The organism is Streptomyces sp. NPDC042336 (assembly GCF_055581985.1).
The window spans coordinates 1-21,761 of sequence record NZ_JBVJEA010000049.1; the positions used below are offsets into that span (position 1 = coordinate 1).

General features: G+C 70.1%; 20 protein-coding genes, 1 tRNA gene and 4 pseudogenes. 17 read left to right on the top strand and 8 right to left on the bottom strand.

What is annotated here, in order from left to right; genetic code table 11:
* Positions 1–155 precede the first annotated feature (155 nt).
* From ACZ6IM_RS40940 to ACZ6IM_RS40950, 3 genes are all read left to right on the top strand, one after another.
* Positions 156–1,427, top strand: coding sequence for a DNA cytosine methyltransferase (locus tag ACZ6IM_RS40940; protein WP_361671061.1), 1,272 nt, complete (start codon positions 156–158; stop codon positions 1,425–1,427).
* A complete protein-coding gene (locus ACZ6IM_RS40945; RefSeq protein WP_469564278.1) occupies positions 1,427–2,545 on the top strand; it encodes a DnaB-like helicase N-terminal domain-containing protein in 1,119 nt (372 codons plus the stop codon). Before ACZ6IM_RS40940 ends, ACZ6IM_RS40945 begins: the two co-directional genes overlap by 1 nt.
* Positions 2,546–2,609: 64 nt before the next feature.
* Entirely contained in the window at positions 2,610–3,974 is a 1,365-nt protein-coding gene (locus tag ACZ6IM_RS40950; RefSeq protein WP_469564281.1) for an SPDY domain-containing protein, read from the top strand.
* A gap of 177 nt (positions 3,975–4,151) precedes the next feature.
* On the opposite strand, the gene ACZ6IM_RS40955 is transcribed toward ACZ6IM_RS40950, so the two are convergent.
* Positions 4,152–5,048, bottom strand: coding sequence for a DUF5655 domain-containing protein (locus tag ACZ6IM_RS40955; RefSeq protein ID WP_469564283.1), 897 nt, complete (start codon positions 5,046–5,048; stop codon positions 4,152–4,154).
* A gap of 210 nt (positions 5,049–5,258) precedes the next feature.
* On the opposite strand from ACZ6IM_RS40955, the gene ACZ6IM_RS40960 reads away from it, so the two are divergent.
* A tRNA-Arg gene (locus ACZ6IM_RS40960) sits at positions 5,259–5,334 on the top strand.
* Positions 5,335–5,516: 182 nt separating this feature from the next.
* Positions 5,517–6,755: an IS256 family transposase gene (locus ACZ6IM_RS40965; protein ID WP_469564286.1), complete on the top strand. Its 1,239-nt coding sequence runs from the start codon at positions 5,517–5,519 to the stop codon at positions 6,753–6,755.
* Between the two features lie 480 nt (positions 6,756–7,235).
* On the opposite strand, the gene ACZ6IM_RS40970 is transcribed toward ACZ6IM_RS40965, so the two are convergent.
* Both ACZ6IM_RS40970 and ACZ6IM_RS40975 read right to left on the bottom strand, forming a co-directional pair.
* A complete protein-coding gene (locus ACZ6IM_RS40970) occupies positions 7,236–7,667 on the bottom strand; it encodes an RNHCP domain-containing protein (protein ID WP_469564288.1) in 432 nt (143 codons plus the stop codon).
* A gap of 19 nt (positions 7,668–7,686) precedes the next feature.
* Positions 7,687–8,067 carry an RNHCP domain-containing protein gene (locus ACZ6IM_RS40975; RefSeq protein WP_395577169.1) on the bottom strand — a complete coding sequence of 127 codons (381 nt, stop codon included), beginning with the start codon at positions 8,065–8,067 and terminating at the stop codon, positions 7,687–7,689.
* 907 nt (positions 8,068–8,974) lie between these two features.
* On the opposite strand from ACZ6IM_RS40975, the gene rsgA reads away from it, so the two are divergent.
* The 7 genes and pseudogenes from rsgA to ACZ6IM_RS41010 all read left to right on the top strand — a co-directional run bounded on the left by rsgA (position 8,975) and on the right by ACZ6IM_RS41010 (position 14,336).
* A complete protein-coding gene (gene rsgA, locus ACZ6IM_RS40980) occupies positions 8,975–10,030 on the top strand; it encodes a ribosome small subunit-dependent GTPase A (RefSeq protein ID WP_469564290.1) in 1,056 nt (351 codons plus the stop codon).
* 17 nt (positions 10,031–10,047) lie between these two features.
* Positions 10,048–10,794, top strand: a complete 747-nt coding sequence (locus tag ACZ6IM_RS40985) for an SAM-dependent methyltransferase (RefSeq protein ID WP_469564293.1) — start codon at positions 10,048–10,050, stop codon at positions 10,792–10,794.
* A gap of 350 nt (positions 10,795–11,144) precedes the next feature.
* The gene (locus ACZ6IM_RS40990; protein WP_469564296.1) at positions 11,145–12,020 is read left to right on the top strand and encodes an ATP-binding cassette domain-containing protein; all 876 of its coding nucleotides are present in this window, start codon (positions 11,145–11,147) and stop codon (positions 12,018–12,020) included.
* On the top strand, positions 12,017–12,685 hold the full coding sequence (locus ACZ6IM_RS40995) for an ABC transporter permease (RefSeq protein WP_469564298.1): 669 nt from the start codon (positions 12,017–12,019) through the stop codon (positions 12,683–12,685). The genes ACZ6IM_RS40990 and ACZ6IM_RS40995 overlap by 4 nt, the downstream gene beginning before the upstream one ends.
* A complete protein-coding gene (locus ACZ6IM_RS41000; RefSeq protein ID WP_469564322.1) occupies positions 12,585–13,205 on the top strand; it encodes a PhzF family phenazine biosynthesis protein in 621 nt (206 codons plus the stop codon). The genes ACZ6IM_RS40995 and ACZ6IM_RS41000 overlap by 101 nt, the downstream gene beginning before the upstream one ends.
* A gap of 73 nt (positions 13,206–13,278) precedes the next feature.
* Positions 13,279–13,761 (top strand): annotated as a pseudogene (locus ACZ6IM_RS41005) (hypothetical protein); the annotation flags it as partial.
* On the top strand, positions 13,728–14,336 hold the full coding sequence (locus ACZ6IM_RS41010; RefSeq protein ID WP_469564301.1) for a GNAT family N-acetyltransferase: 609 nt from the start codon (positions 13,728–13,730) through the stop codon (positions 14,334–14,336). The pseudogene ACZ6IM_RS41005 and the gene ACZ6IM_RS41010, both read left to right, overlap by 34 nt.
* A 116-nt stretch (positions 14,337–14,452) precedes the next feature.
* On the opposite strand, the gene ACZ6IM_RS41015 is transcribed toward ACZ6IM_RS41010, so the two are convergent.
* The gene (locus tag ACZ6IM_RS41015; RefSeq protein ID WP_469564304.1) at positions 14,453–14,962 is read right to left on the bottom strand and encodes a MarR family winged helix-turn-helix transcriptional regulator; all 510 of its coding nucleotides are present in this window, start codon (positions 14,960–14,962) and stop codon (positions 14,453–14,455) included.
* Between the two features lie 39 nt (positions 14,963–15,001).
* Here ACZ6IM_RS41015 and ACZ6IM_RS41020 point away from each other — a divergent pair, with 39 nt between their 5' ends.
* Positions 15,002–15,937: a DMT family transporter gene (locus tag ACZ6IM_RS41020; RefSeq protein ID WP_469564307.1), complete on the top strand. Its 936-nt coding sequence runs from the start codon at positions 15,002–15,004 to the stop codon at positions 15,935–15,937.
* 450 nt (positions 15,938–16,387) lie between these two features.
* Here the strand turns inward: ACZ6IM_RS41020 and ACZ6IM_RS41025 are convergent, their stop codons facing one another.
* Positions 16,388–17,146, bottom strand: a complete 759-nt coding sequence (locus ACZ6IM_RS41025; protein ID WP_469564310.1) for a DeoR/GlpR family DNA-binding transcription regulator — start codon at positions 17,144–17,146, stop codon at positions 16,388–16,390.
* 48 nt (positions 17,147–17,194) lie between these two features.
* On the opposite strand from ACZ6IM_RS41025, the gene ACZ6IM_RS41030 reads away from it, so the two are divergent.
* The 4 genes and pseudogenes from ACZ6IM_RS41030 to ACZ6IM_RS41045 all read left to right on the top strand — a co-directional run.
* Positions 17,195–17,578, top strand: coding sequence for a DUF4406 domain-containing protein (locus ACZ6IM_RS41030; protein WP_469564312.1), 384 nt, complete (start codon positions 17,195–17,197; stop codon positions 17,576–17,578).
* The gene (locus ACZ6IM_RS41035; RefSeq protein WP_469564315.1) at positions 17,575–18,276 is read left to right on the top strand and encodes an NUDIX domain-containing protein; all 702 of its coding nucleotides are present in this window, start codon (positions 17,575–17,577) and stop codon (positions 18,274–18,276) included. The genes ACZ6IM_RS41030 and ACZ6IM_RS41035 overlap by 4 nt, the downstream gene beginning before the upstream one ends.
* Before the next feature lie 715 nt (positions 18,277–18,991).
* Positions 18,992–19,963, top strand: a complete 972-nt coding sequence (locus ACZ6IM_RS41040; protein WP_469564318.1) for an alpha/beta hydrolase — start codon at positions 18,992–18,994, stop codon at positions 19,961–19,963.
* Positions 19,964–19,989: 26 nt separating this feature from the next.
* A pseudogene (locus ACZ6IM_RS41045) lies at positions 19,990–20,523 on the top strand (class I SAM-dependent methyltransferase); the annotation flags it as partial.
* Positions 20,524–20,876: 353 nt separating this feature from the next.
* Here the strand turns inward: ACZ6IM_RS41045 and ACZ6IM_RS41050 are convergent.
* The 3 genes and pseudogenes from ACZ6IM_RS41050 to ACZ6IM_RS41060 form a co-directional block, all read right to left on the bottom strand.
* Positions 20,877–21,098 (bottom strand): annotated as a pseudogene (locus tag ACZ6IM_RS41050) (ElyC/SanA/YdcF family protein); the annotation flags it as partial.
* Between the two features lie 3 nt (positions 21,099–21,101).
* On the bottom strand, positions 21,102–21,482 hold the full coding sequence (locus ACZ6IM_RS41055) for an NUDIX hydrolase (RefSeq protein WP_469564320.1): 381 nt from the start codon (positions 21,480–21,482) through the stop codon (positions 21,102–21,104).
* Positions 21,483–21,637: 155 nt separating this feature from the next.
* Positions 21,638–21,761: pseudogene (locus ACZ6IM_RS41060) on the bottom strand (IS5/IS1182 family transposase); the annotation flags it as partial.

Sequence of the window (21,761 nt, forward strand, 5' to 3'; positions counted from 1 at the left end):
CCCATCGATCACGTCACGGCTGCCGAGCGGGCCGCCCTGCGGATCAGCGCGGACGAGGCCGACGTCCTGGAGAACGGTGTCGAGGACGGCTGCTCACCCTGGGCGTGCCGGGGCGACGCCGACGCGCTGACGCGGGACGACTTCGGGCTGGCCACGTGATACTCGACCTCTTCGCGGGGCCGGGCGGCTGGAGCAGGGCACTGCACGTCCTGGGCGTGCGCGACGTGGGGCTGGAGTGGGATCAGTGGGCGTGCAAGACGCGCGCTGCGGCAGGGCAGTTGACCATCCGGTGCGACGTGGCGAGGTATCCGACCTGGCCGTTCGTCGGCCGCACCCGCGGTGTGATCGCTTCGCCGCCGTGTCAGGCGTGGAGCATGGCCGGCAAGCGCCTGGGCCTGGTCGACCAGCCGCTGGTGCACGCGGCGGTCGAGGATCTGGCCGCCGGTCGCGATACCCGCGAGCGCCTCCTCGCCGCCTGTCGTGACGAGCGCTCCCTGCTCGCTGCCGAGCCGATGCGCTATCTGTACGCGCTGAACACGGTCGGCGAGCCCGACTGGGTCGCCATGGAGGAAGTACCGGACGTGCTGCCCTTGTGGAAGCAGTACGCGGCCGTCCTGCGCGGGTGGGGGTTTTCCGTCTGGTGCGGGATCCTCAATGCCGCCGATTTCGGCGTCCCGCAGACCAGGAAGCGAGCGATCCTGCTGGCCTCCCGCGTCCGTACGGCCCAGCCGCCCACGCCCACGCACGCCCCGCTCGCTGAGCCGGAATCGCTGTTCGGTCCGGGCCGTGCCCGCTGGGTCAGCATGGCCGAAGCCTTGGGGTGGGGCGCGACTGACCGGCCCGTCCCCACCGTCTGCGCAGGCGGTGGGCCCGGAGGCGGACCCGAGCCGTTCCCTTCGGGCTCCCGCAAGACGCTGTCCGATGCCCGGGAGCGCGGCACTTGGATACCTAGGCCGGACGGGGCGGTTCTGCAGTCCCGCCGCGAAGGCGCCGGATGGGCGGCCCGGCACGGCATCCGAGAAAACCGTGCCGCCGACGCTCCGGCGCCCACGTTCGCCACCGAGGCCCACCGCTGGTCCTGGTCCCTGCGCAGCAACAACCAGGCCAACGCCACCGTCCGTCTGCTGTCCGAGCCGGCCGGCACGCTGTTCTTCGGGCACCGCGCCAACGAGTGCACCTGGGTGGCCGAGCCCGCCACACCGCCAGCCGAAGGTGCCGATGCGCCGGCTGTTCCCGAGCCGATCCGGATCACCGCCCGCGAGGCTGGCCTCCTGCAGACCTTCCCCGCCGACTACCCCTGGGCCGGGAACAAGGGCCAGCAGTTCTCCCAGATCGGCAACGCCGTGCCTCCGCTGCTCGCCGGCCACCTCCTCGCCCCGCACCTCGGCCTCCCCCTCGACCCCGACGACTTCACCCTCGCCGCCTGATGCCCCACACCCCCGAACCCGACGAAGACGGTCTCGACGCCGTCCCACCGCCCCAGCCGGTGTTCCACGTCGAGCAGGCCCTCCTGGGGGCCCTCCTCCTCGACCCGCACCGCCAGGACGACGTGAGCGGCATCACCGCCGACTCCTTCTCCGCCGCCGCGCACGCCGCCCTGTACGCAGCGATCAACACCCTGCCGCGACCCGACCCCGCCGAACACGCGAAGAACACCAAGTGGCTCGACCACGTGCTCACCACCGCCCTGGAGGAGGCACGCGGCCTGACCGCCACCTACCTGCACACCCTCATCCAGGTCTGCCCCTGGCCCCGCCACGCCCCCGCCTACGCCCGCATGGTCGAGGCCGAGCACGCCCGCCGCCGCCTGCTGACGGCCGCCGAACACCTCGTCCACACCGTCCACGACGCCGGCATCCCGCTCCCCGTCCAGACGGTGCTCGCCGAGGCCGACGCGCTCGCCGCGGTCGTGGACGACATCGCGAACCGCTTCCCCCCGCGCTCCGGCGTCCTCCCCCGTACCCCGGCACCGCCCCCCGATCTCGCCCCGGACTACACCGAGGCGGTCGAGGAGGAGCAACTGCTGCTCGCCACCGCCACCGCCCGCCCTGACGACATCGACGCCGTGCGGTGGCTGGTCCCTGACGACCTCGCCGTGCCGCTGCACGCCGGCCTGTGGCAGTGCCTGACCACCCTCGCCCGCCGAGGCGAGCCCATCGATCCCGTCACCGTCCTGTGGGAAGCCCAGCAGCGCGGCCTGCTGGACGACGGCAGTGAACCAGGCGAAGTCCTGCGCATGCTGGCCGAACCGGCCGGATCCGTCGGGCACTGGGCCGAACGCGCCCTGCAGCGCTCCCTCCTGGCCACGGCCAAGCACACCGGACGCCGCATCGAGGCGTACGCCGGCGACCCGGCGAACACCCCCTTCCAGCTCGTCGTCGGCGCCCGCCGCGCCCTCGCCGACATCGCCGCCGTCCGCACCCGCTGGCAGCACGCCACCGGAACCACCCCGCCACAGCAGCGGCGACCGGCGCCTGCCATCCGCGCCGGCCCTCCGACCACCACGGCCGCACACTCCGCCCGACCCACACGAGCAACCCGATAACCCCGAGTACGCCGGTGGCCGGACCCGAAGGCCCGGCCACCGGCAGAACAGCTGAGACCCCCACGTGACTGCCTCCATCGACGCCCATGTCCGCCTCGACACCCACCCCACTCACCCGAGCGCCGTGCAGGCCCACCTAGCCGGCACCCAGGCCCGCGTCGCCTCCATGGCTCTGGAGGCTGCCGGCTGGAGTGTCGCCGCCACAGGCGTCCTGGTCCTGGCCCGCATCGATCACGAGGAGCCCTACTGGGCCGCCGACGCAGCCAAACGCCTGACCGCCGAAGGCATCACCGTCGAGATCACCCCGCGCCTCCAGGAGGCCATCGACGAGGAATGGACCTGGGTGAACTACCCGATGCCCTGGTGCACCCGCAGCGAAATCCGCGAGGTCTCCAGCGAGGCGCAGAAGATCCACGACGACATCCGCAACGGCCACCTCCTGATTCACGCCCACGCGCACGACGGCCACACCACCGTCGCGGTTGGCACGTACCTCCACCGGGGCGGCAAGTCCGTCTACTTGCACGGCGAGGATCATCTGCGTCAGGTCGCCGACACCTTCGACTCACCCGCGGAGGCACTGGTGGCCTTCGAGAAGGTCCACGCGGCCGAGATGCGGCCCGGCCCTGCGCCCCTGACCGACACCGAACGCGCCGCCATCGCAGCGCGTTCCGTCTTCGACGTCACCGCAGACAAGTCCGAACCGTCCCGCCCCCAGCCGGAGACCGTCCCCGTCTACCTGGCCGATGCCGGTGACCACGACGCGCTCCTCGACAGCTTCCTCGACGAGCACGGCGAGTTCGAAAGGTGGCGCACCTGGTCCGATGAAACGACCCACGCCATCCACGAATCGCAGACCCTGCGCATCGAACGCGTTCACGAAACCCAAGGCCGCGAGATCGCCTGGACCGTGGCCGCCTACGAGACACCCGTCTCCGACCGCATGTGGCACCTCACCGCGACCGGCGCCACCCCCGCCCCGGCGCTGCAGGCTCTGCTAACCCACCTCGCCGACGGAGAGGGCTGGGACACGGTCATCGGCGTCCCGGTGGACGAGAGGACGGTCACCACAGCAACGCAGCCGCTCACTGAGGCGGGGTGGAAGCACACACTGACAGGGCACGGGATCCGGTGGACGTCCCCCGACGGGCAGGCAAGCATTCGGTTTGACCCACTGACCGCGCAGGCCCCCCAGAACTCTGCCACCTGGACCATCTGGGCCGGTCCCGACCCGGACCGGCCCACCTGGGCCATCACCGCGTCCCCACACACCCCGAGTTCGCTGCTGGCCGACCTCTCCGAAACTCTCGCCCACGAGACGGGCACACGCCAGGCGCGGCCGGGCCGCGAGCACAGGCTCCGCCTCGCCGCCGGCGTGTCAGCGGCTCCGGCGGTCACGTCCGGCCAACCCGCCAGGCGTTCACGCTGATCACCGGCCCGCACGAGCGGGGCAACATAGCGCGGGATCGCCGGTTGGCCAAACCGGCGATCCCGCGCACCATAGATGGACCACCGCCACGCCCTGCCCGTACGTAGAGAGGCTCCTGCCACGACCGCAGACACCACACGTGCCGCAACCCGTCACGAGGCCGGCCTCTGCAAGCGATCAGGCCGCCGCGTAGCTTGCGCGGAACAGATCCTGCGCCCGCCCCACGTCCCTGAGCGTACGGAGCTGCACCTCCAGGTCACCCGTCCCGTGGTGACCGAGACCGGACACGTCCCGGGTGTAGCCCGGAACGAGGTCAACGTCCTTCGGGTCGACCTTCAGGTAGACCAGCAGCTTGCTGCGCTGCGGCGGGCACAGGCAGGCGAAGTTCTGCAACCGCTGATACGCCCGGTAGGTCTTGCGCTCCACCCGGTTCACGCCGTCCCCGAGCCCGAGCAGGGCCTCGTCGACCGCACCCGCCAACTCGCGCATCGCCGCACCCTGGACATCAGCCGCCGCCCGGGCGACCGCCCCGCGCCGTGCCCGGCGGGACACCTGCGTGCCGCCGCTCACGGAGGCCACGGTCTCAAGCCCGAGCAGGTCCCTGCCGAAGAGTCGGTAGCGGACCAGGTCGATCGACCTCCGGTGCTCGCGCACGGCATGTACGTCGTAGCGGGTGAAGTCGCCGGCGATGCAGATCAGGCGCGGGCTACTCCACGAGACCTGGGACACGGCCGTCACCCCGAGCCGGACGCGGACCAGGTGCTCGAACTCCGCCCGGTGGTCCATCAGCCACGAGAGATAGAACAGGCCCTGGTTGATGACGCCGGCGTCCGTGCCGCGCTTGTACTCCACGATGACCGGCGATCCGTTCTCGTCCAGCCCGAGCGAGTCGATCCGACCCCCGTGGGCGGGCCCAGTGCTGTACTCGCTCGCCAGGAACCGGACGCCCAGCAGCATCTCCATGTGCGCCTCGACGAGACTCTGCACATCGGCCTCGACCTCAGCAAGACGCGGCATGACCTCCGTCATGCCGCTATTCGTTGTGTCCCTGCGGAACAGCTTCAGGCCCGACACCTTCCCCTCCTCGGCTCGGAGATCACCAACGCCGACGGGGTGCGGGATTGTTTCCGCGAGAGACTTCGGGGGCGTGAAGATGATGTGAGACCCTACGTACTGCCCGATCGGGGAGCGCTCGCGTCCCCCGGTCACCGGCAATCTACGATTCCCCCATGTGTCCCCCGCGACTTGGGGGACAGCTCCCGGAGGCTGCGTTTACGCAGGTCAGCCCCCGTAGCTCAGCGGATAGAGCAAGTGCCTTCTAAGCGCTTGGCCGCAGGTTCGAGTCCTGCCGGGGGCGCCACTGGCGTCACGCCAGGTGGGCTTCATTTTGCCTGGTCAGACTGTGTCGGTTGCGTCCTGGGAAGTGGTGTACGGGTTCCCACCTGATCCGGGCGTTTGTCCTGGCGTCGGAGTGAGGGCCCGGATATGAGAACGGCCACCGGCTGATCTTCGAGATGTCGAAGCTCGAAGGAGATCAGCACGATGACCGCACCAGACAGTCTGCCCCTGCACGCCCTCGCCGAGGAGAACCTCGCCACGGCGAGTCCCGATCTGCTGCGCGCGATGATCAAGACGTTCGCCGACGCCCTCATGTCCGCCGAAGCCGACGCCCTCTGCAACGCCGAATACGGGCAGGTCAGCGACGAGAGGGTCAACCACCGCGACGGCTACCGCCCGCGCGAGTGGGACACCCGCGCCGGGACCGTCGAACTCGCCGTCCCCAAGCTGCGCCAGGGCAGCTACTTCCCGCACTGGCTCCTCGAGCGCCGACGCCGGGCCGAACAGGCCCTGATCTCAGTGGTCGCCACCGCCTACCTGCTCGGCGTCTCCACCCGCCGAGTCGAGAAGCTCGCCGAGTCCCTCGGCGTCACCCAGCTGTCGAAGTCCCAGGTCAGCGCGATGGCCAAGCACCTGGACGAGCAGGTCACCGCCTTCCGCAACCGGCCCCTGGAGGCTGGCCCGTACTCGTTCGTCCGGGTCGACGCGCTCACGCAGAAGGTCCGCGAGAGCGGCCGCATCGTCAACATCCACGCGCTGATCGCAGTCGGCGTCAACGCCGACGGCCACCGCGAGATCCTCGGCCTGGACGTCGCCACCGCCGAGGACGGCGCCGACTGGCTCGCTTTCCTGCGTTCCCTGATCGCCCGCGGCCTGTCCGGCGTCCAGCTCGTCATCTCCGACGCCCACGCCGGCCTCGTCGACGCGATCGGCGCGGTCCTGCCCGGCGCGTCCTGGCAGCGATGCCGCACCCACTACGCGAGGAACTTGCTGAGCCAGGTGCCGAAGTCGGCCCAGCCGTGGGTGGCCACCCTGCTGCGGACGGTTTTCGAACAGCCCGACACCGACGCGGTCCAAGCGCAGATGACACATGTCCTGGACGCTCTGGAGGCCAAGTTCCCTAAAGCCGCTGCCCACTTGGACGCAGTCCAGCACGACCTGCTGGCCTTCACGGCCTTCCCGCGTGAGATCTGGCGGCAGATCTGGTCGAACAACCCGCAGGAACGGCTGAACAAGGAAATCCGCCGCCGCACCGACGTAGTCGGCATCTTCCCCGACCGAACCGCCGTGATCCGCCTGGTCGGCGCCGTGCTGGCCGAGCAGAACGACGAGTGGACCGAGGCCCGCCGCTACATGTGCCGCGACCTCCTCGCCAAGGCCCGACTCCACCCGATCGAGTCAGAAACCGACGACACCGCCCTGCCCACCGAACTCACCGCATAGCCTCAGAACGAGATCACCGAGTGGCCGTCGATACACCACTCCAGCGGACATGACCCTCCTCTTTCCATGATCACATGATCCATGCGGGTTCCTGGGGGAGCAATGAGCTTCCCATTCACCGCCACTCTCCATCACCAGCCCCCCGTGGAAAGGGGAGTGCGGAGAAGCATCGCACCGGCAAGTGACAGCCACTCGGTCGGACTGATTGGCCTTGGGCCAGTTCGAGCGGGCGGTGACGGCGAACAGGTGCACCGACCATGCAGACGCACCAACTGGCGGGGGCGTTGACCGCAACAGACGACAGTCACAGTGCTCCGTGACCTGGAGAAGGGGCGGAGCGTACGAGCACGTCCGCGCTCGTACGCTCCGCCTCTTCGTACGGCCTCGATGTCACCGACAAGAGCAGGATCCAGAACGCCCCCATGAAAGGGCGGCGCTTACTCGGTTCTTGCGACACGACGCTGCGAGGCGCGGGTCAGGTCAGAGTTGGAGCAGCATTCGGTGGGCGATGCTGCTGTCCCGTAGCGGCTTCAGCGCGAGGCGCACCAGGGTCAGTGCGTTGTCGTCGCCGGCGATCCGGTTGGCGCTGAGCTCACCGCAGGACTGGCACTGGTGAATGATCATCCACTCACCGTCGGGCCGCACGGACATACTCAGTGCCTCCATCCGTCCACGACAAGCCGCTGCCCGGTCACCCGGGATCCGGCGGTCGACGTGAAGGCTGACCAGGCAGTTGGGACAGTGATTGCGGTGGGTGGTGCCGGGCGCGTTCAAAGACACGTCCAGTCTGCAGCCCACGCATTTGAAATCGTGTCGCCGGTGCCCTCCCTGGCGGTGCAGGACGTCCTTGTGCCGCTGTGGCCGTCGCGCCCTCTGCGTACGTCTGCTGGTGTTGTTCGCTCGTCTCGGCACGGGGGCTTCTCCTTCCTGTCTACAGGTCGCCGAATGCTTCGAGCGGGAACGGTGGTTGTGCCAGCGGACGCACGGCCATGCGCATGAGGATGAGCTGGTTGTCGTCGGCGCAGATGGGGCTGGAGGTCAGCTCGTCGCAGCGCACGCAACGGTGGATGACCATCCAGTCACCGGTACGCAGCACGGCGACGGAGATCGGCGACATCCGGCCCTGGCATGCGCTGGGGCCGCCCTCGACATGGTCGAGAACGTGCTGTGAGTGCAGGCACGACGGGCAGTGGTTTCGACGGGTGCCGTCGCCAGCGGCGGCGGATACCGTCAGGCCGCACCACGCGCAGGTGAAAGTGCCGGCCAGAACGGTGTTCGGAGTGTTGGAGCGAGTTTTGTCGGTACTGGACACCCGGAGGGCTCCTTGCTGAGAAGTCGGTCATGACAGCAAGAGCAGGCCGAGCGGCCTCGCCGAATACGCTCCCCGTATGTGCCCGCAGCGTGCGGGGACTACGGGGTGCGTGGGCAGGTCACAGCACCGGGAAACCACGTCCGGGAGCCGTCGGAGTGGGACGGGTCAGGAGGACGGGACGGCTGGAGCCGTGCAGCGAGGCGCGCGCGGCGAGGGCCGGGGGCCCAAAACTCACTCCTTTCCGGGGCGCAGCAGGCCCGAGTAGTTCCGACGGAACGCCTGACAGTAGCAATGGCCCATGAGCGGGCGTCAACGGATTATCGGATATGCCATCGCGGTGAACAGCGAAGACGTCGCGCCGGGCCCGAGTCGGCGAGGTCTGCCCCGGCTCTCGTCCCTGCGCGAGATCGTCACAGTCGCCGGGGGGCGTCGCTCGTGGGCATGCGACCGGGGCGGGTGGTTCGATTCCCATGCTGCTCCCCACTGGCTCTGGGGCTGCGTGGGGCCCGCGTTTGGCTGGCGCATGCGGCAGGGAAGCCTGCCCCGGATCGACATGCGCAAGGCTCCGAGAAGACTGAAGCGCTGTTCAGAGACAGTTTGGTGTTGCCCGGGGCAGAAGAGGCTCACAGAAGATGCTACGGTTTCTGTGGAAGTGGCGACCAGGCCACTCTTGGAGATCGGAGGAGATGCGCGATGACGGTCGTGGTGACCACCGCTGCGTGCGGTGCCCGACTCGTTCGCATCTCTCGGGTCTCGGCCTGACCTTTCCTCTGCCAGCCTCCCCTGTGTGGGAGTGGCTCCGGCACGTCTGACGTCCGGCGAGGCCCCCTCTCAAGGGTCTCTTCACTTGTTTCACCCACACGCTTCACACCCATCTGCTCTCTCCCGTCCTTCGCGCGTCCTGACTTTGGTCGACTACGGCTGGGATACGGAGCGTGAGCGGTCCTTCGGTCCGTCGAGGGACGAGGGACTGGTCCCGGGCCGTGTCGTGCGGGCCGAGCGCGGTCTGTGCGACGTCGTCGCCGAGACCGGCCCCGTCCGAGCGATGGTCCTCCCCGCGTCAGGTACGGGTGACCGGCTGACGCCGTGCACCGGCGACTGGGTGTCCGTCCGTCCGGCCGGCCCGGCGACCTCCGCCACCGTGGTGGAGGTGCTGGAGCGCCGGAGTGCTGTCGTTCGCTCCACCTCCTCGCGTACCTCTCACGCCCAGGTACTGGCCGCGAACGTCGACACCGTGGCGGTGGCCGTCTCCCTCGCCGACCCGCTCAAGCTCGGGCGGATCGAGCGGATGCTCGCCCTGGCCTGGGAGAGCGGCGCCACACCCGTGGTGGTGCTCACCAAGGCCGACCGGTGCACCGACCCCGCCTCCGCGGCGGCCGAGGTGGCCGAGGCGGCCCCGGGCGTGGAGGTGCTGGTCACCAGCGCCACCACCGGCGAGGGCCTGGACGTCCTGACCGCCGTCCTGTCGGGCACGGTCGTCCTGCTCGGACCCTCGGGCGCGGGCAAGTCCACCCTCGGCAACCGCCTGCTCGGCGAGGACCTCCTGGCCACCGGCGCGGTACGCGGCGGCGACGGCAAGGGCCGGCACACCACCGCCTGGCGCGAACTGGTGCCGCTGCCCCACGGCGGAGTCCTCCTCGACACCCCGGGCCTGCGCGGTGTCGGCCTGCATGACGCCGACGACGGCCTGGAGCACACCTTCGCAGAGATCACTGAGCTGGCCCGCGACTGCCGCTTCGCGGACTGCGCCCACACCACCGAGCCGGGCTGCGCGGTGCTGGCCGCCGTCGAGGACGGTGGTCTCAGCGAGCGGCGCCTCGACAGCTACCACCGGCTGCAGCGCGAGAACACCTACGCCGCCGCCCGCACCGACGCGCGGCTGCGCGCCGAGCTGGAACGGCCGATGAAGCAGATCTCGCGCCAGGTGCGCGCCCTCAAGCAGTTCCCTCACTTCAAGGCATGACGGAAAGGAATACGGTCATGGACCTTCCCCGCATCTTCACCATCCGCGAGAGCGGCCACCGCATCCACAACCCGCTGACCGCGGACAAGTTCGCCACCCTGGGCGAATCCCTCCGCCTCCCCGCCGGGACCCGGGTGCTCGACCTGGCCAGCGGCTCGGGCGAGATGCTGTGCACCTGGGCTCGCGACCTTGGCTTCACGGGCACCGGAGTCGACATCAGCACGCTCTTCACCGAGCAGGCCCGGGCCCGCGCCGCCGAACTCGGCGTCGCCGACCGGGTCGAGTTCGTCCACGGTGACGCCGCCGGCCACGTCGCCGACCAGCCGGTCGATCTGGCCGCCTGCGTGGGCGCCACCTGGATCGGCAACGGCGTCGCCGGAACGGCCCAGCTGCTCCAGCGCAGCCTCCGCCCGGGAGGAATGATGCTGATCGGCGAACCGTTCTGGCGGCAGACCCCTCCGGACGAGGAGACCGCCAAGGCGTGCCACGCCACCTCCGTCGCCGACTTCCTGCTCCTCCCCGCTCTGATCGAGCAGTTCCAGGAACTCGGGTACGACGTCGTGGAAATGATGCTGGCCGACCAGCACAGCTGGGACCGCTACGCCGCGGCCCAGTGGCTCAGCATGCGCCGCTGGCTCGACGAGAACCCGGACGACGAACTCGCCCCGGAAGTACGGGAGGAACTCACCACCGAGCCCGCCCACTACGCCCGCTACGGGCGTGAGTACCTCAGCTGGGGCGTCTTCGCTCTCATGAAGCGCTGACACTCCCGCCCCGAGTGGGGCCTAGACGTCAAACCGTCCGGGCCTCACTCGGGACACTTCATCACCACGGCGAACAAGCCGACGGCAAGGACGATCCGACACCCTCCGCCTCCGCGCAGGCCCTGACCCTCTTCCGGACCCTGGAAGCTCGGGGGTATGGCCGTCAGAACGACTCGGCACAGCGCCGCGGATCCATCTGCTCACCGGAGTCCCGGGGGCTGACGTTTTGCAAACCTACCTATTGATAGGTCGGTTTTAGGTATGGACAACATCGCCACCCCATCCATCCGTGCCATCGGGCTCGGCCGGGACTTCGCCGAGCACACCGCGTCCACCGGCTCGACCTGGAGGTGAACCCCGGAGAGGTCTACGGCCTGCTCGGCCCCAACGGCTCAGGCAAGAGCACCACCGTCCGGATGCTCACCACCATGCTCCGCCCCTCCCGGGGCGCGGCCCAGGTCGCCGGAGCCGACGTCTCCCGTGACCCTGGAACAGTCCGCCGCCGCACCGGAGTCGTCCTCCAGGGCACTGCCCTCGACCCTCTGATGTCCGCCCGCGAACTGCTGCGCCTGCAAGGGCGGCTCCAGTCGCTCACCGCCCGGCAGGCACGCGCACGCTGCGCCGAGCTCCTCACCGCCTTCGACGCGCAGGACTTCGCGGACACCCCGGTCGGCAAGCTCAGCGGGGGCCAGCGCCGCCGCGTCGACCTCGCCGTCGCTCTCGTCCAGCGCCCGGACGTCCTCTTCCTCGACGAACCCACCACAGGGCTCGACCCGGCCAGCCGCCGGGACCTGTGGGACGAGATCCGCGCACTGGCCGTCAACCACGGCGTCACCGTCCTGCTGACCACCCAGTACCTGGAAGAGGCCGACCAGCTCTGCGACCGCGTCGGCATCCTCCGCGCCGGACGCCTCATCGCCTCCGCCGCCCCGGATGTCCTCAAGGACGAGGTCGGCGACCGTGTCCTCACCCTGCGATTCCGCGACGCCTCCGCCGCCGGCCAGGCCCGGGAGCTGCTCGCCGCCAAGGGGGAGCAGCTCCACACGGCCGAAACCGCCGCGCACGCGGTGAGCATCCGGCTCGCCCGTCCTGGAGCCGACGGGGAGACGCTGCTCACCCTGGCCTCCGCGGGCCTGCACGCCGAATCTCTGACTGTCAACGAACCTAGCCTGGAGGACGTCTTCCTCCGCCTGGCCCTCACCCCGGAAGGCGCCACCGCCGTATGAGCACGATCACCACCGCCGTCGCCGGTCCCGCAGGCCCGCCCGCAGCAGCGAAGACGTGGGCGGCCCTGGGGCCACTGACCGCCCGCTCGCTCAAGTCCTGCCTCCGTACGCCCTCTCTGCCGCTCTCGCCGCTGCTCACGAGCGCGTTCTTCATGATCATCTACGAGGGGCAGCTGTCCTCGGTCACGGCCGCGGCCACACCCGGCGGTCGCTACATCGACGTCGTTCTGCCGCTGTGCCTGCTCACCACCGCCTTCACCGGCGGTGCCACCGCGGGGCAACTGCTCGTGAGCGACATCGGCTCGGGCTATCACGCACGGCTCTGGCTCACCCCGGTCGGCCGCTGGGCCCTCATCACCGCCCCCGTCCTGGCAGGCGTCGTCGTCCTGACCGCTCAGACCGTCGCGCTCACCGGACTCGGCCTGCTGCTCGGCCTGAACCCCGTCTCCGGGGCCCCCGCCGTCCTCGCGCTCATCGGTGCCACCGTCCTGCTGGGCGGACTCATCACCATCGCCGGCCTCATCCTTCTTCGCCGGGCACCCGGTCCTGGGCGCGGCCGCCGTCCTGCACGAGCGCGACGGTACCCCGGGTCCCCGACGCTGGACGTTCCACCTCCCCGACAGGACCGTCGAGGTGTCGACCCGGCGCACCGCCACCGGCTATGACGCGGAACTCGACCAGGGAACACCGGAATTCCTCGCGACCGTGCCGGCGGGGGACAGGGCCGAGGTCGCGGCGGCCCTGAACCTGCCCGTCCGGGCACTGGCTGAACTTCCTGTACGCGTCGTCTCCACCGGCCTGCGCTATCTCGTCGTGCCGGTGACGGCAGGTCTGTCCGAGGCGGAGATCGTCCGCGGCGACTTCGCGGAGCTGGTCGGCCGGTACGGTGCGCAGTTCGCGTGCGTGCTCGATGTAGAGGCGCTGGAGGGCCGCCACTGGAACAACGACGGTGTCCTGGAGGACGTGGCGACCGGCAGTGCGGCCGGCTGTGTCGGCGCGTATCTGGCCCGGGATCACGTCGTGCCCGTCGAGGAGGAGTTCGTCCTGCGGCAGGGACGCTTCACCGGCCGTCCGAGCCGGCTCACCGTCCTGCCGCAGGGCCGCCCGGACGTGCTGCACAACATCCGGGTCGGCGGCGACGTGAGCATGGTGGCCCGGGGAACCCTGGACACCCTGCCCGAGTGAGGACCACCACCATGCCCAGCTTCCCCCACTACACGGCCGACCGTATTCGCGCGGCCGTGGCGACGTCGATGTCACCGCCGCCACCGACCCGGAGCGGGCCGTGCGCCACTCCGACATCGTCGTCACCGCGACCGCCAGCCCCACCCCCGTCCTGTTCGGCTCCTGGCTCCGCCCCGGCCAGCACATCACCGCCCTCGGCGCCGACGACCCGGCCAAGCGCGAACTCGACGGCGCCTGCCTGCACCGCGCCACGCGGATCATCGTCGACAGCCGGGACCTCGCCCTCCGCTACGGGGACATCCACGCGGCCCTCGCCCGCGGAGAGGTCACGCCGGACCGCGTCGACGGCGAGATCGGCGAGGTCCTGGCAGGCCGGGTCCCCGGACGGCGCACACCGGACGACATCACCATCGCCAAGCTCATCGGCATCGGCCCCCAGGACCTCGCCGCGGCCGAGACGGCCCTCACCCTGCTGGAAGGGACCGGCGGACGACCTCCACGCAGCCCCCCGTTCGCGTGCGCGTGGCGACGGGAGCGGACACCGACGCCGTCGTAGGCACACTGACCACCGCCTTCTTCAACGACCCGCCGTGGGGGCCGGCCTTTCCCGACACCGAACAGCGCGCCGCCCAGGCCGCGGCCATGTGGCGGCTGTACGCGACGGCGGCACTGCGCCATCGCTGGCTGCTCGTCAGCGAGCACGCGGAAGCCGCAGCCGTATGGATCCCGCCGGGCGAGGAGGAACTGACCCCCGAAGAAGCAGGCCACCTCGCGACCCTTCTGCGTCGGACCGCCGGCCGGGAGGCGACCGAGGCCATCCTGACGATGGGCGACCAGTTCGCGGCAGCGCGGCCACGGCGGCCGCACTTCTACCTCACACTCCTCGGCGTCCACAACCAGCACCGGGGCAAGGGCCTCGGCATGGCCCTGCTGGCCGAGAGCCTCGCCCGTATCGACGCTCTCGGCTTCCCCGCCTACCTGGAGTCGTCAAATGCGGCCAATCTCCGGCGGTACGAGGGTGTCGGCTTCACCGCCCTGGAGGAGATCGTCGTCGCCACCGGCCATGTCGTCACCACCATGTGGCGCCCCGCCGCAGACCCCGGCCCTGGGACCGGCAGGCACGCACCCTGAAGTCCCGCGTGTCCGTCGACGTCTCGAACCCGGTCGCACGCCGAGGGGTTGGACACAACCGCGGCGACTCCCGCCCTCGGCCGGCGTCTCGCCGATCACCTGGCGATTATCAGTATTCACTCTCCGTCTTCCACCCGGCAGAGCCAGATCGTGAGCAGCGCTTCGAGCGTCTTGGCCTCGGTGGTTGTCAGCAGATCCAGCAGTCGGCGTTCGTTGCGCATGTGGTCGGTGAACGCCTGGTCGATCAACGCGCGTCCGGGGCCCGTGAGGGCGACGATCCGACCGCGCTGGTCGTCGTCCGCTCGGCGGCGGGTCACGAGCCCGGCCCGCTCCAAGCGGTCGATCCTCTTCGTCATCGCGCCGGTGGTGACCATGGTGTGGGCGGCAAGCTCGCCAGGTGCCCGTTCGTAGGGCTCGCCGGCGCGTCGCAGGGCGCACAAGACGTCGAACTCTCCCTCGCTGAGGCCGTAGCGGTCGTAGACGCGACAGAGTTCCCCGGTGAGCAGGCCGGCCAGGCGATGCAGCCGGCCGATCACCCCCTGCGGGGAGATGTCGACGTCAGGCCGCTGTTGACGCCACTCGGCCTGAATGCGGGCTACATGGTCCAGCGTGTGCCGATCTTCCATGGGTCCACGGTACCTTCCCTGGAAGGTATATTTGCTTCCATGGAAGCAAATATGCGGTGGGCGGCGCTGACCGCGGTCGCCCCGGTGGCCTGGGGTACCAACTACTTCGTCACACACGAGTTCTTGCCCGCCGACCGCCCGCTGTACGGAGCCGCTTGGCGGGCGCTGCCCGCCGGTCTCGTGCTGCTGGCCCTGTGCAGGCAGCGGCCGCACGGTGAGTGGTGGTGGAGATCTGCTGTGCTGGGCCTGCTCAACGTGAGCATCTTCTTCACCCTCGTCTACGTCGCCTCCCAGACATTGCCGACGAGCCTGGCCTCGACCATCATGGCGGTGTCCCCGATGACGATGATGCTCCTGGCCTGGCTCCTGATATCCGAACGACCCCGGACAACCCACCTGGCCGGTGCCGGGATCGGGCTCGCCGGAGTGTGTTCCATGCTGCTCACCGGCACGGAAGACGTGAGCGTGCAGGGCATCCTCGCCTCGGTCGCCGCCATGCTCGCGTCATCCTTCGGCCACATCCTGGCCAAACGGTGGAGCGCCGATGCCGACGTGCTCGCCTCGACCGCCTGGCAGCTCACCGCCGGCGGACTGCTGCTGCTCCCCGCAGCGGCCGCCACGGAGGGGCCTCCCCCCGCACTGTCCGCACCGGCGCTCCTCGCGTTCGCCTACGTCGCGCTCATCGCCACCGCGCTGGCCTTCACCGCCTGGTTCACCGGACTGCGGCACCTGCCCGCGGGGACCGTGGGTCTGCTCGGACTGCTCAATCCCGTCACAGGCGTACTGCTGGGCACGGTGATCGCTTCCGAGGTCCTGACCGTTCATCAAATCGGCGGACTGACACTGGTCCTCGCCGGAGTCGTTCTCGGCAGGCCCACCCGCGGGAAACGAAGCGGCAGCGGTCAAGTACCCGCCGGTTTCGTCGCCGACAACCGATCCGCGCGAGAGCCGTCTGCCCGAAATCCGCCCCCATGAGTCAGCCGGCACTGCCCAGCGGCCGAGGTTCGCTGATACCTGCGGCGCGGGCGCCGACAGTGGCCGGTAGGCGGTACTGGCTGTGGATGTGGCGGGCGCAGGTGAGAATCGAGGGCCATGAGCGTGGGCGCGACCGCTGGCACCCCGAGGGCGGGACCGGTCCCACGCGCAGGCCGGGGCACGCCCTGCTGGTGAAACTCCGTGACGTGATGTGCGGCCGCCGCGGCCAGGCCGAGGATGCGTTGGCACGGGTATACTCGGGCCCCGCACCTTCTGGGGACGGCGGGTCGACCCCTCGGACCCTGGGGGTCGAGCTCTCGGACCGGAGGTGCGTCTCACGACCCTCTTACCCGTCGCGGTGGGCTGGTCGCAGCTCTCACTGTGGGCGGGATCCCGTCTCGGTGCGGCGGGCCGGACGGTCGGCGCTCCGCGGTCAGACCCTCGCCGCCGTCACCCGGCCGGCAGCACCTCGACCCCCTTCTCCGCGAGTTGCTCGATCACCGGGTCCTGCGGGGTCTCGTCCGTGATGAGTCCACTGATCTCCTCCCAGGGCAGGACGCGGTACCGGGATGCGGTGCCGATCTTCTCGGAGGAGGCGAGGACGTAGGTGTCCGCGGCCCGTGCCGCGAGGGCGCGCTTCATCGCCGCGTCCTCCGCGTCGCCGGTGGTGAGTCCCGCCTCGGGGTGCACGCCGGTGACGCCGAGGAGGAAGAGGTCCGCGGAGACGTTCCGCGCGGCCTCGACCGCGGCCGCGCCGCAGGCGACCGCCGAATGCTTGAACAGGCGGCCTCCCAGCACGAAGACCTCGGCCTGCGGGTGGTCGAGCAGTGCGACGGCGATCGGCGGGCTGTGGGTGATCACGGTGCAGGCCAGGTCCCGCGGCAGCGCGTGGGCGACGGCCAGGGCGGTCGTACCGCCGTCGAGGATCACCACGCCGCCGGGCCGCACCAGCCCGGCGGCCACCGAGGCGACCTTCCGTTTGCCCTCCGGGGCCACGCTCTGCCGGGCGCCGTAGTCCACGACGGCCGGCGAGACGGGAAGCGCCCCGCCGTAGACCCGCTGGCACAGTCCCTCACTCGCCAGGTCACGCAGGTCACGCCGCACGGAGTCCTCGGAGATCCGCAGCTCGGCGGCGACCTCCTTGGCGACGATCTTGCCTCTCCGAGCCAGCAGGTCCAGCAGGTGATCACGCCGTTCAGCAGCCAGCATCCTTGTTCTCTCCTGTTCTTGCACGTTTCTGCATGTATCGTAGCGCCCATGACCGACAAGCCCATGCTCATCCTGATCGCCGGCCCCTACCGCTCCGGTACCGACGGAGACCCGCAGGCCATGGCCGCCAACCTGGCGCGCCTGGAGGCAGCGGCGTGGCCCGTCTTCGCCGCCGGGCACCTCCCCGTCATCGGCGAGTGGATCGCCCTGCCCGTCCTGCGCTCGACCGGCGCGGGCCCCACCGATCCCCTCGCCGACGAGGTGCTGTACCCGGCCGCCGAACGCCTGCTGGCCCGCTGCGACGCCGTGCTGCGGCTGCCGGGCGACTCCGCCGGTGCCGACCAGGACGTCACCCTCGCACGCCGCCGCGGCCTGCCCGTCTACTACGACGTGGCGGAGATCCCGGCCCTCGACCGGCAGGCCCTGGCATGAGGCCCCGCCCCGGTGTGGACACCCCGGACCACCGCGGCCGGACGGGCCTCGACCGGGCCGGGCGCGATCTCGACCGCAACCCCGCCGTCCGGGTCCGCGACGTCGAGCTGACCTCCCAGGGCTGGCACGTCCTGCGCCGCACCACCTTCGACTACCGCCGCCGCGACGGACGCTGGGAAACGCAGGTGCGCGAGACGTACGACCGCGGCAACGGCGCCGTCGTCCTGCCCTACGACAGCGCACGCGGCCGCGTCCTGCTCACCCGCCAGTTCCGCTACCCGGCCTACGTCAACGACCACCCCGACGGCATGCTCGTCGAAGCCGCGGCGGGACTGCTCGACGCGGACGACCCGCACACCGCGATCCGCCGCGAGGCGGCCGAAGAACTCGGCGTCACCCTCGGCCCGCTCACCCACGTCCTCGACGCCTACATGAGCCCCGGCTCCGTCACCGAGCGCCTCCACTTCTTCGCCGCCCCCTACACTCCCGCCGACCGAACCGGAACCGGCGGCGGACTCGAAGAGGACGGCGAGGACATCGAGGTCCTCGAACTCCCCTTCACGGAAGCCCTCGCCATGACCCACGACGGCCGCATCACCGACGGCAAGACCATCCTCCTCCTCCAATGGGCGGCCCTGAACGGCCCCTTCACCCCACACTCGGCCGGCACAGACACCACCACGCCCGCTCGCGGCTGACGACCGCGGGGCGGCCGATACTGGACGATGATGTCCAGCATCGACCAACAGCCGGGCTCCTTGGCTTCCGTGACCGCGCGGAAGACGGCGGCGACGGGCAAGTGCCGTCCGGGGATGCTCCCGGCTCGGTTGCGGTCGAGCTGAGCGGCGGCGACTGCCCGAGAGCACTGGGGCACTGAAGCAGGCTGATCGTCCGCTCGATCTCGTTGATCGCCAGACAGCGGTCGCGGCCCGACCCGGCGGGCCTGCCGCCCGCGCAGTCACTGCGCCGGCAGTTGGCCCGCGGGTCTTTCGGTTCCGGGAGCCAAAAGTCGTCGGCGCCTCTGATCCGCTTGAGGTAGGGCAGGAGCGGCAGGTCGTCGAGGGAGCGGACGCCTGGAGCGGCGACCCGCGTGCACGCCGTCCGTCACGGCCGTGGCTCTGTGGCCGGCCTGTTCGAAGGCGGAGACGATGCCCGGAGCGCAATCCGGCGGGCGAGCGGGCCACCGCCTGGTCATCGCCCCGGCCCGAAACCTCACCGCAAGACGTAGCGGGGCGGTTGGTGTTCCCCCACGCAACGCCGGTGTCGTCCTGGCCAAGCCGTTCACCTGACGCTTGTCGCTCGGTCAGGTTGCGAAGGTGAGGGCTGCCGGGACTATAGAAGAGGAGAAGGGGGGCGTGAGCGTCTGAGCCACCGTGCCGTGGCTGCCGGACGCCTTGATCACCTGGAGTCCGCATGAGCGATCTGCCCCCGCCCGTCACGCCATTCCTGGAGCCGGCGGCGAAGGAACTGGCCGAGGCGACCGACCCGCACCCGCGGATCTACGAGGTCCCGCCGGAGAAGGGCCGCGAGATCCTCCTCGGCCTGCAGAGCGACACCAGCGTTCCCCGTCCCGAGGTGGACGAGGAGTGGGTGGAGGTCGACGCCGGCGAGTGGGGCACGGTCCGCACCCGGATCATCAAGCCCAAGGGGGCCACCGGCCCGCTGCCGGTCGTCTTCTACATCCACGGCGCCGGCTGGGTCTTCGGCGACGAGAAGACCCACGACCGGCTCTTCCGCGAGCTGGCCGTCGGCGCTGGCGCGGCCGGGGTGTTCCCCGTGTACGACCGGGCCCCGGAGGCGAAGTACCCGACGCAGGTCGAGCAGAACTACGCCGTGGGCCAGTGGCTGCTGGAGAACGGTGCCGACCACGGCCTGGACACCTCCCGCTTGGCGGTCACCGGCGAGTCCGTGGGCGGCTGCATGTCCACCGTCTTCGCGCTCATGAACAAGGATCGCGGCGGCATCGACCTCAAGGCGCAGGTGCTTCTCTACCCCGTGGCCGACGCCGACTTCGACACCCCGTCCTACCGGCAGTTCGCCGAGGGCTACTACCTCACCCGGGACGGCATGATCTGGTTCTGGGACCAGTACTCCGAGCCCTCCCAGCGCACCGAGCCGTACGCGTCCCCGCTGCGGGCGAGCCTCGACCAGCTCAAGGGCCTGCCCCCGACCCTCGTCATCACCGACGAGGCGGACGTCCTGCGCGACGAGGGCGAGATGTACGCCAACAAGCTGCGCGAGGCCGGTGTCGACGTCACCTCCGTACGCGTGGCCGGCATGGTCCACGACTTCCTGCTCCTGGACAGCCTGCGCGACACCCGCGCCGCGAACGTGGCCCGACACCTGGCCGTCGACGCCCTGAAGAGGGCGCTCCACGCCGACTGAAACCGGCCCCTCCACTCCTCATCGTGCAGGCCCAGGCCAATGCCGCCGAACTCGGCGTCGCCGACCGGGTCCGATTCGTCCACCGTAACGCCGCCGGCCAGTCGCCGACCAGCCGGTCGATCTGGCCGCCCGCGTCGGCGTCACCTGGATCGGGGGCGGCGTCACCGGAACGGTCGAGCTGCTCGAGCGCAGCATCCGCCCCGGAGGGCTGATGCTGATCGACGAGCCGTTCTGGCGGTCGGACCCCTCCGGATGAGGAGACCGCCAAGGCATGCCACGCCACCGCCAACGCCGACTTCCTGGAACTGCCTGAACTGATCGAGCAGTTCCAGGAGCTCGGATACGACGTCGTGGGAATGATGCTGGCCGACCAGAACAGCTGGGCCCGCTACGCCGCGGCCCAGTGGCTCAGCACGCTCCGCTGGCTCGATGAGAGCCCGGGCGACGAACTCGCCCCCGAAGTACGGGAAGAACTCGCCACCGAGGCCGCCCACTACGCCCGCTACGGGCCTGAGTACCTCAGCTGGGCAGTCTTCGCCCTCATGAAGCGCACCTCATGAAGCGCTGACACCCTCCTCCCGTGTACCGCCCGGACCTCATACCGTCCGTCGCAAGACCGGAGTGCACGCGTCTGCACCACCCGCTCAAGGCGGAAAGAGTCTCCTGGGACTTTCGACTGCGTCAACAAGCAAGAGCGCGAAACAACCGAAAGGTCATTTCCGCGGGTCAGCGCCCCCTGACCACCCATCGCCACAGGTCACACAAAGCTGGCTGGTTTCTTCCGGGACATCTGACCAGCGGGACTCAGTCGGCCTGCCCGGTGTCGCCTGCCCTCGTCGTACCAGCGATGCTCGGCACCGTGACAGGGTTTGACCTGCCCGACAGTGCGCCTGACACCCCATCAGAACGAGCGTCAAATGAGCGCCACGATCGTCATTTCAGCGTCAAGATATCGCCCGTAACGCAGCCCGTACAGAGCCCGCAGCGGTTTAAGCCAGAACGGCAGTCATCCGCTCTCACGAGCCTGTCAGCAAGATCAGGGCGCTGAACGCCACAAGTACGCACGAGCCTTGAGCGCGTGAGCTGGTTGGGAGGCGATCTTGATGCGGTTGACATCCTCAAGCAGCGGGATCACGCCTCACGTCAGGGCCCCCGTCTTCCTCAGGAGGGGAAGCACGTGGTCGCGCACAGCGGGGGCGAGACGCAAGGCTGGCTCACGGCCGGTCGTCCACCGCAGGTCCGCCAGCTCCGCCGCCGGGCTGGGCACCTGGTCGAGGCGTGCGGTGAAGACCGACATCTTCATCGGAATGCCTTCGAGTGCGGCCACCGCCTCGATGTCCGCGAGGAAGCGCACCTCCAGAGGGACCACCCCGAGCTCCTCGTCCAGCTCCCGCGCCAGGGCGTCCCGCAGTTCCTCTCCAGGGTCCGGCTTGCCTCCTGGCAGGTAGAAGACATCGGGGGCCGCCCGCTTGCTCACCACGAGCAGACGTCCGCCCTGGACGATCGCGGCAGCGGCCACTACCAGGCGGTCAGACCGGCCGGGGACCGGTCCTGCATCATCTCCTTGCATCATGCATGTGATTATCTCATCAATCCTGTTCGCCAGTACGACCGCCGCCGCGCCGTGGTGCCTTCGAGCCCGTTGACCAGATGATTCGCAATCACGGAGCTCTTTCAGCGTTGCCGCTCCAGAGTGAGGACGGCTGCCGCGATTGACGTCATTCGATTCGGGCTGCAACGCGCCTTGCGGAAGATCCGCCACCGTTTGAGTCGTGCCGGCCCGCGCTCGACCGCTGCG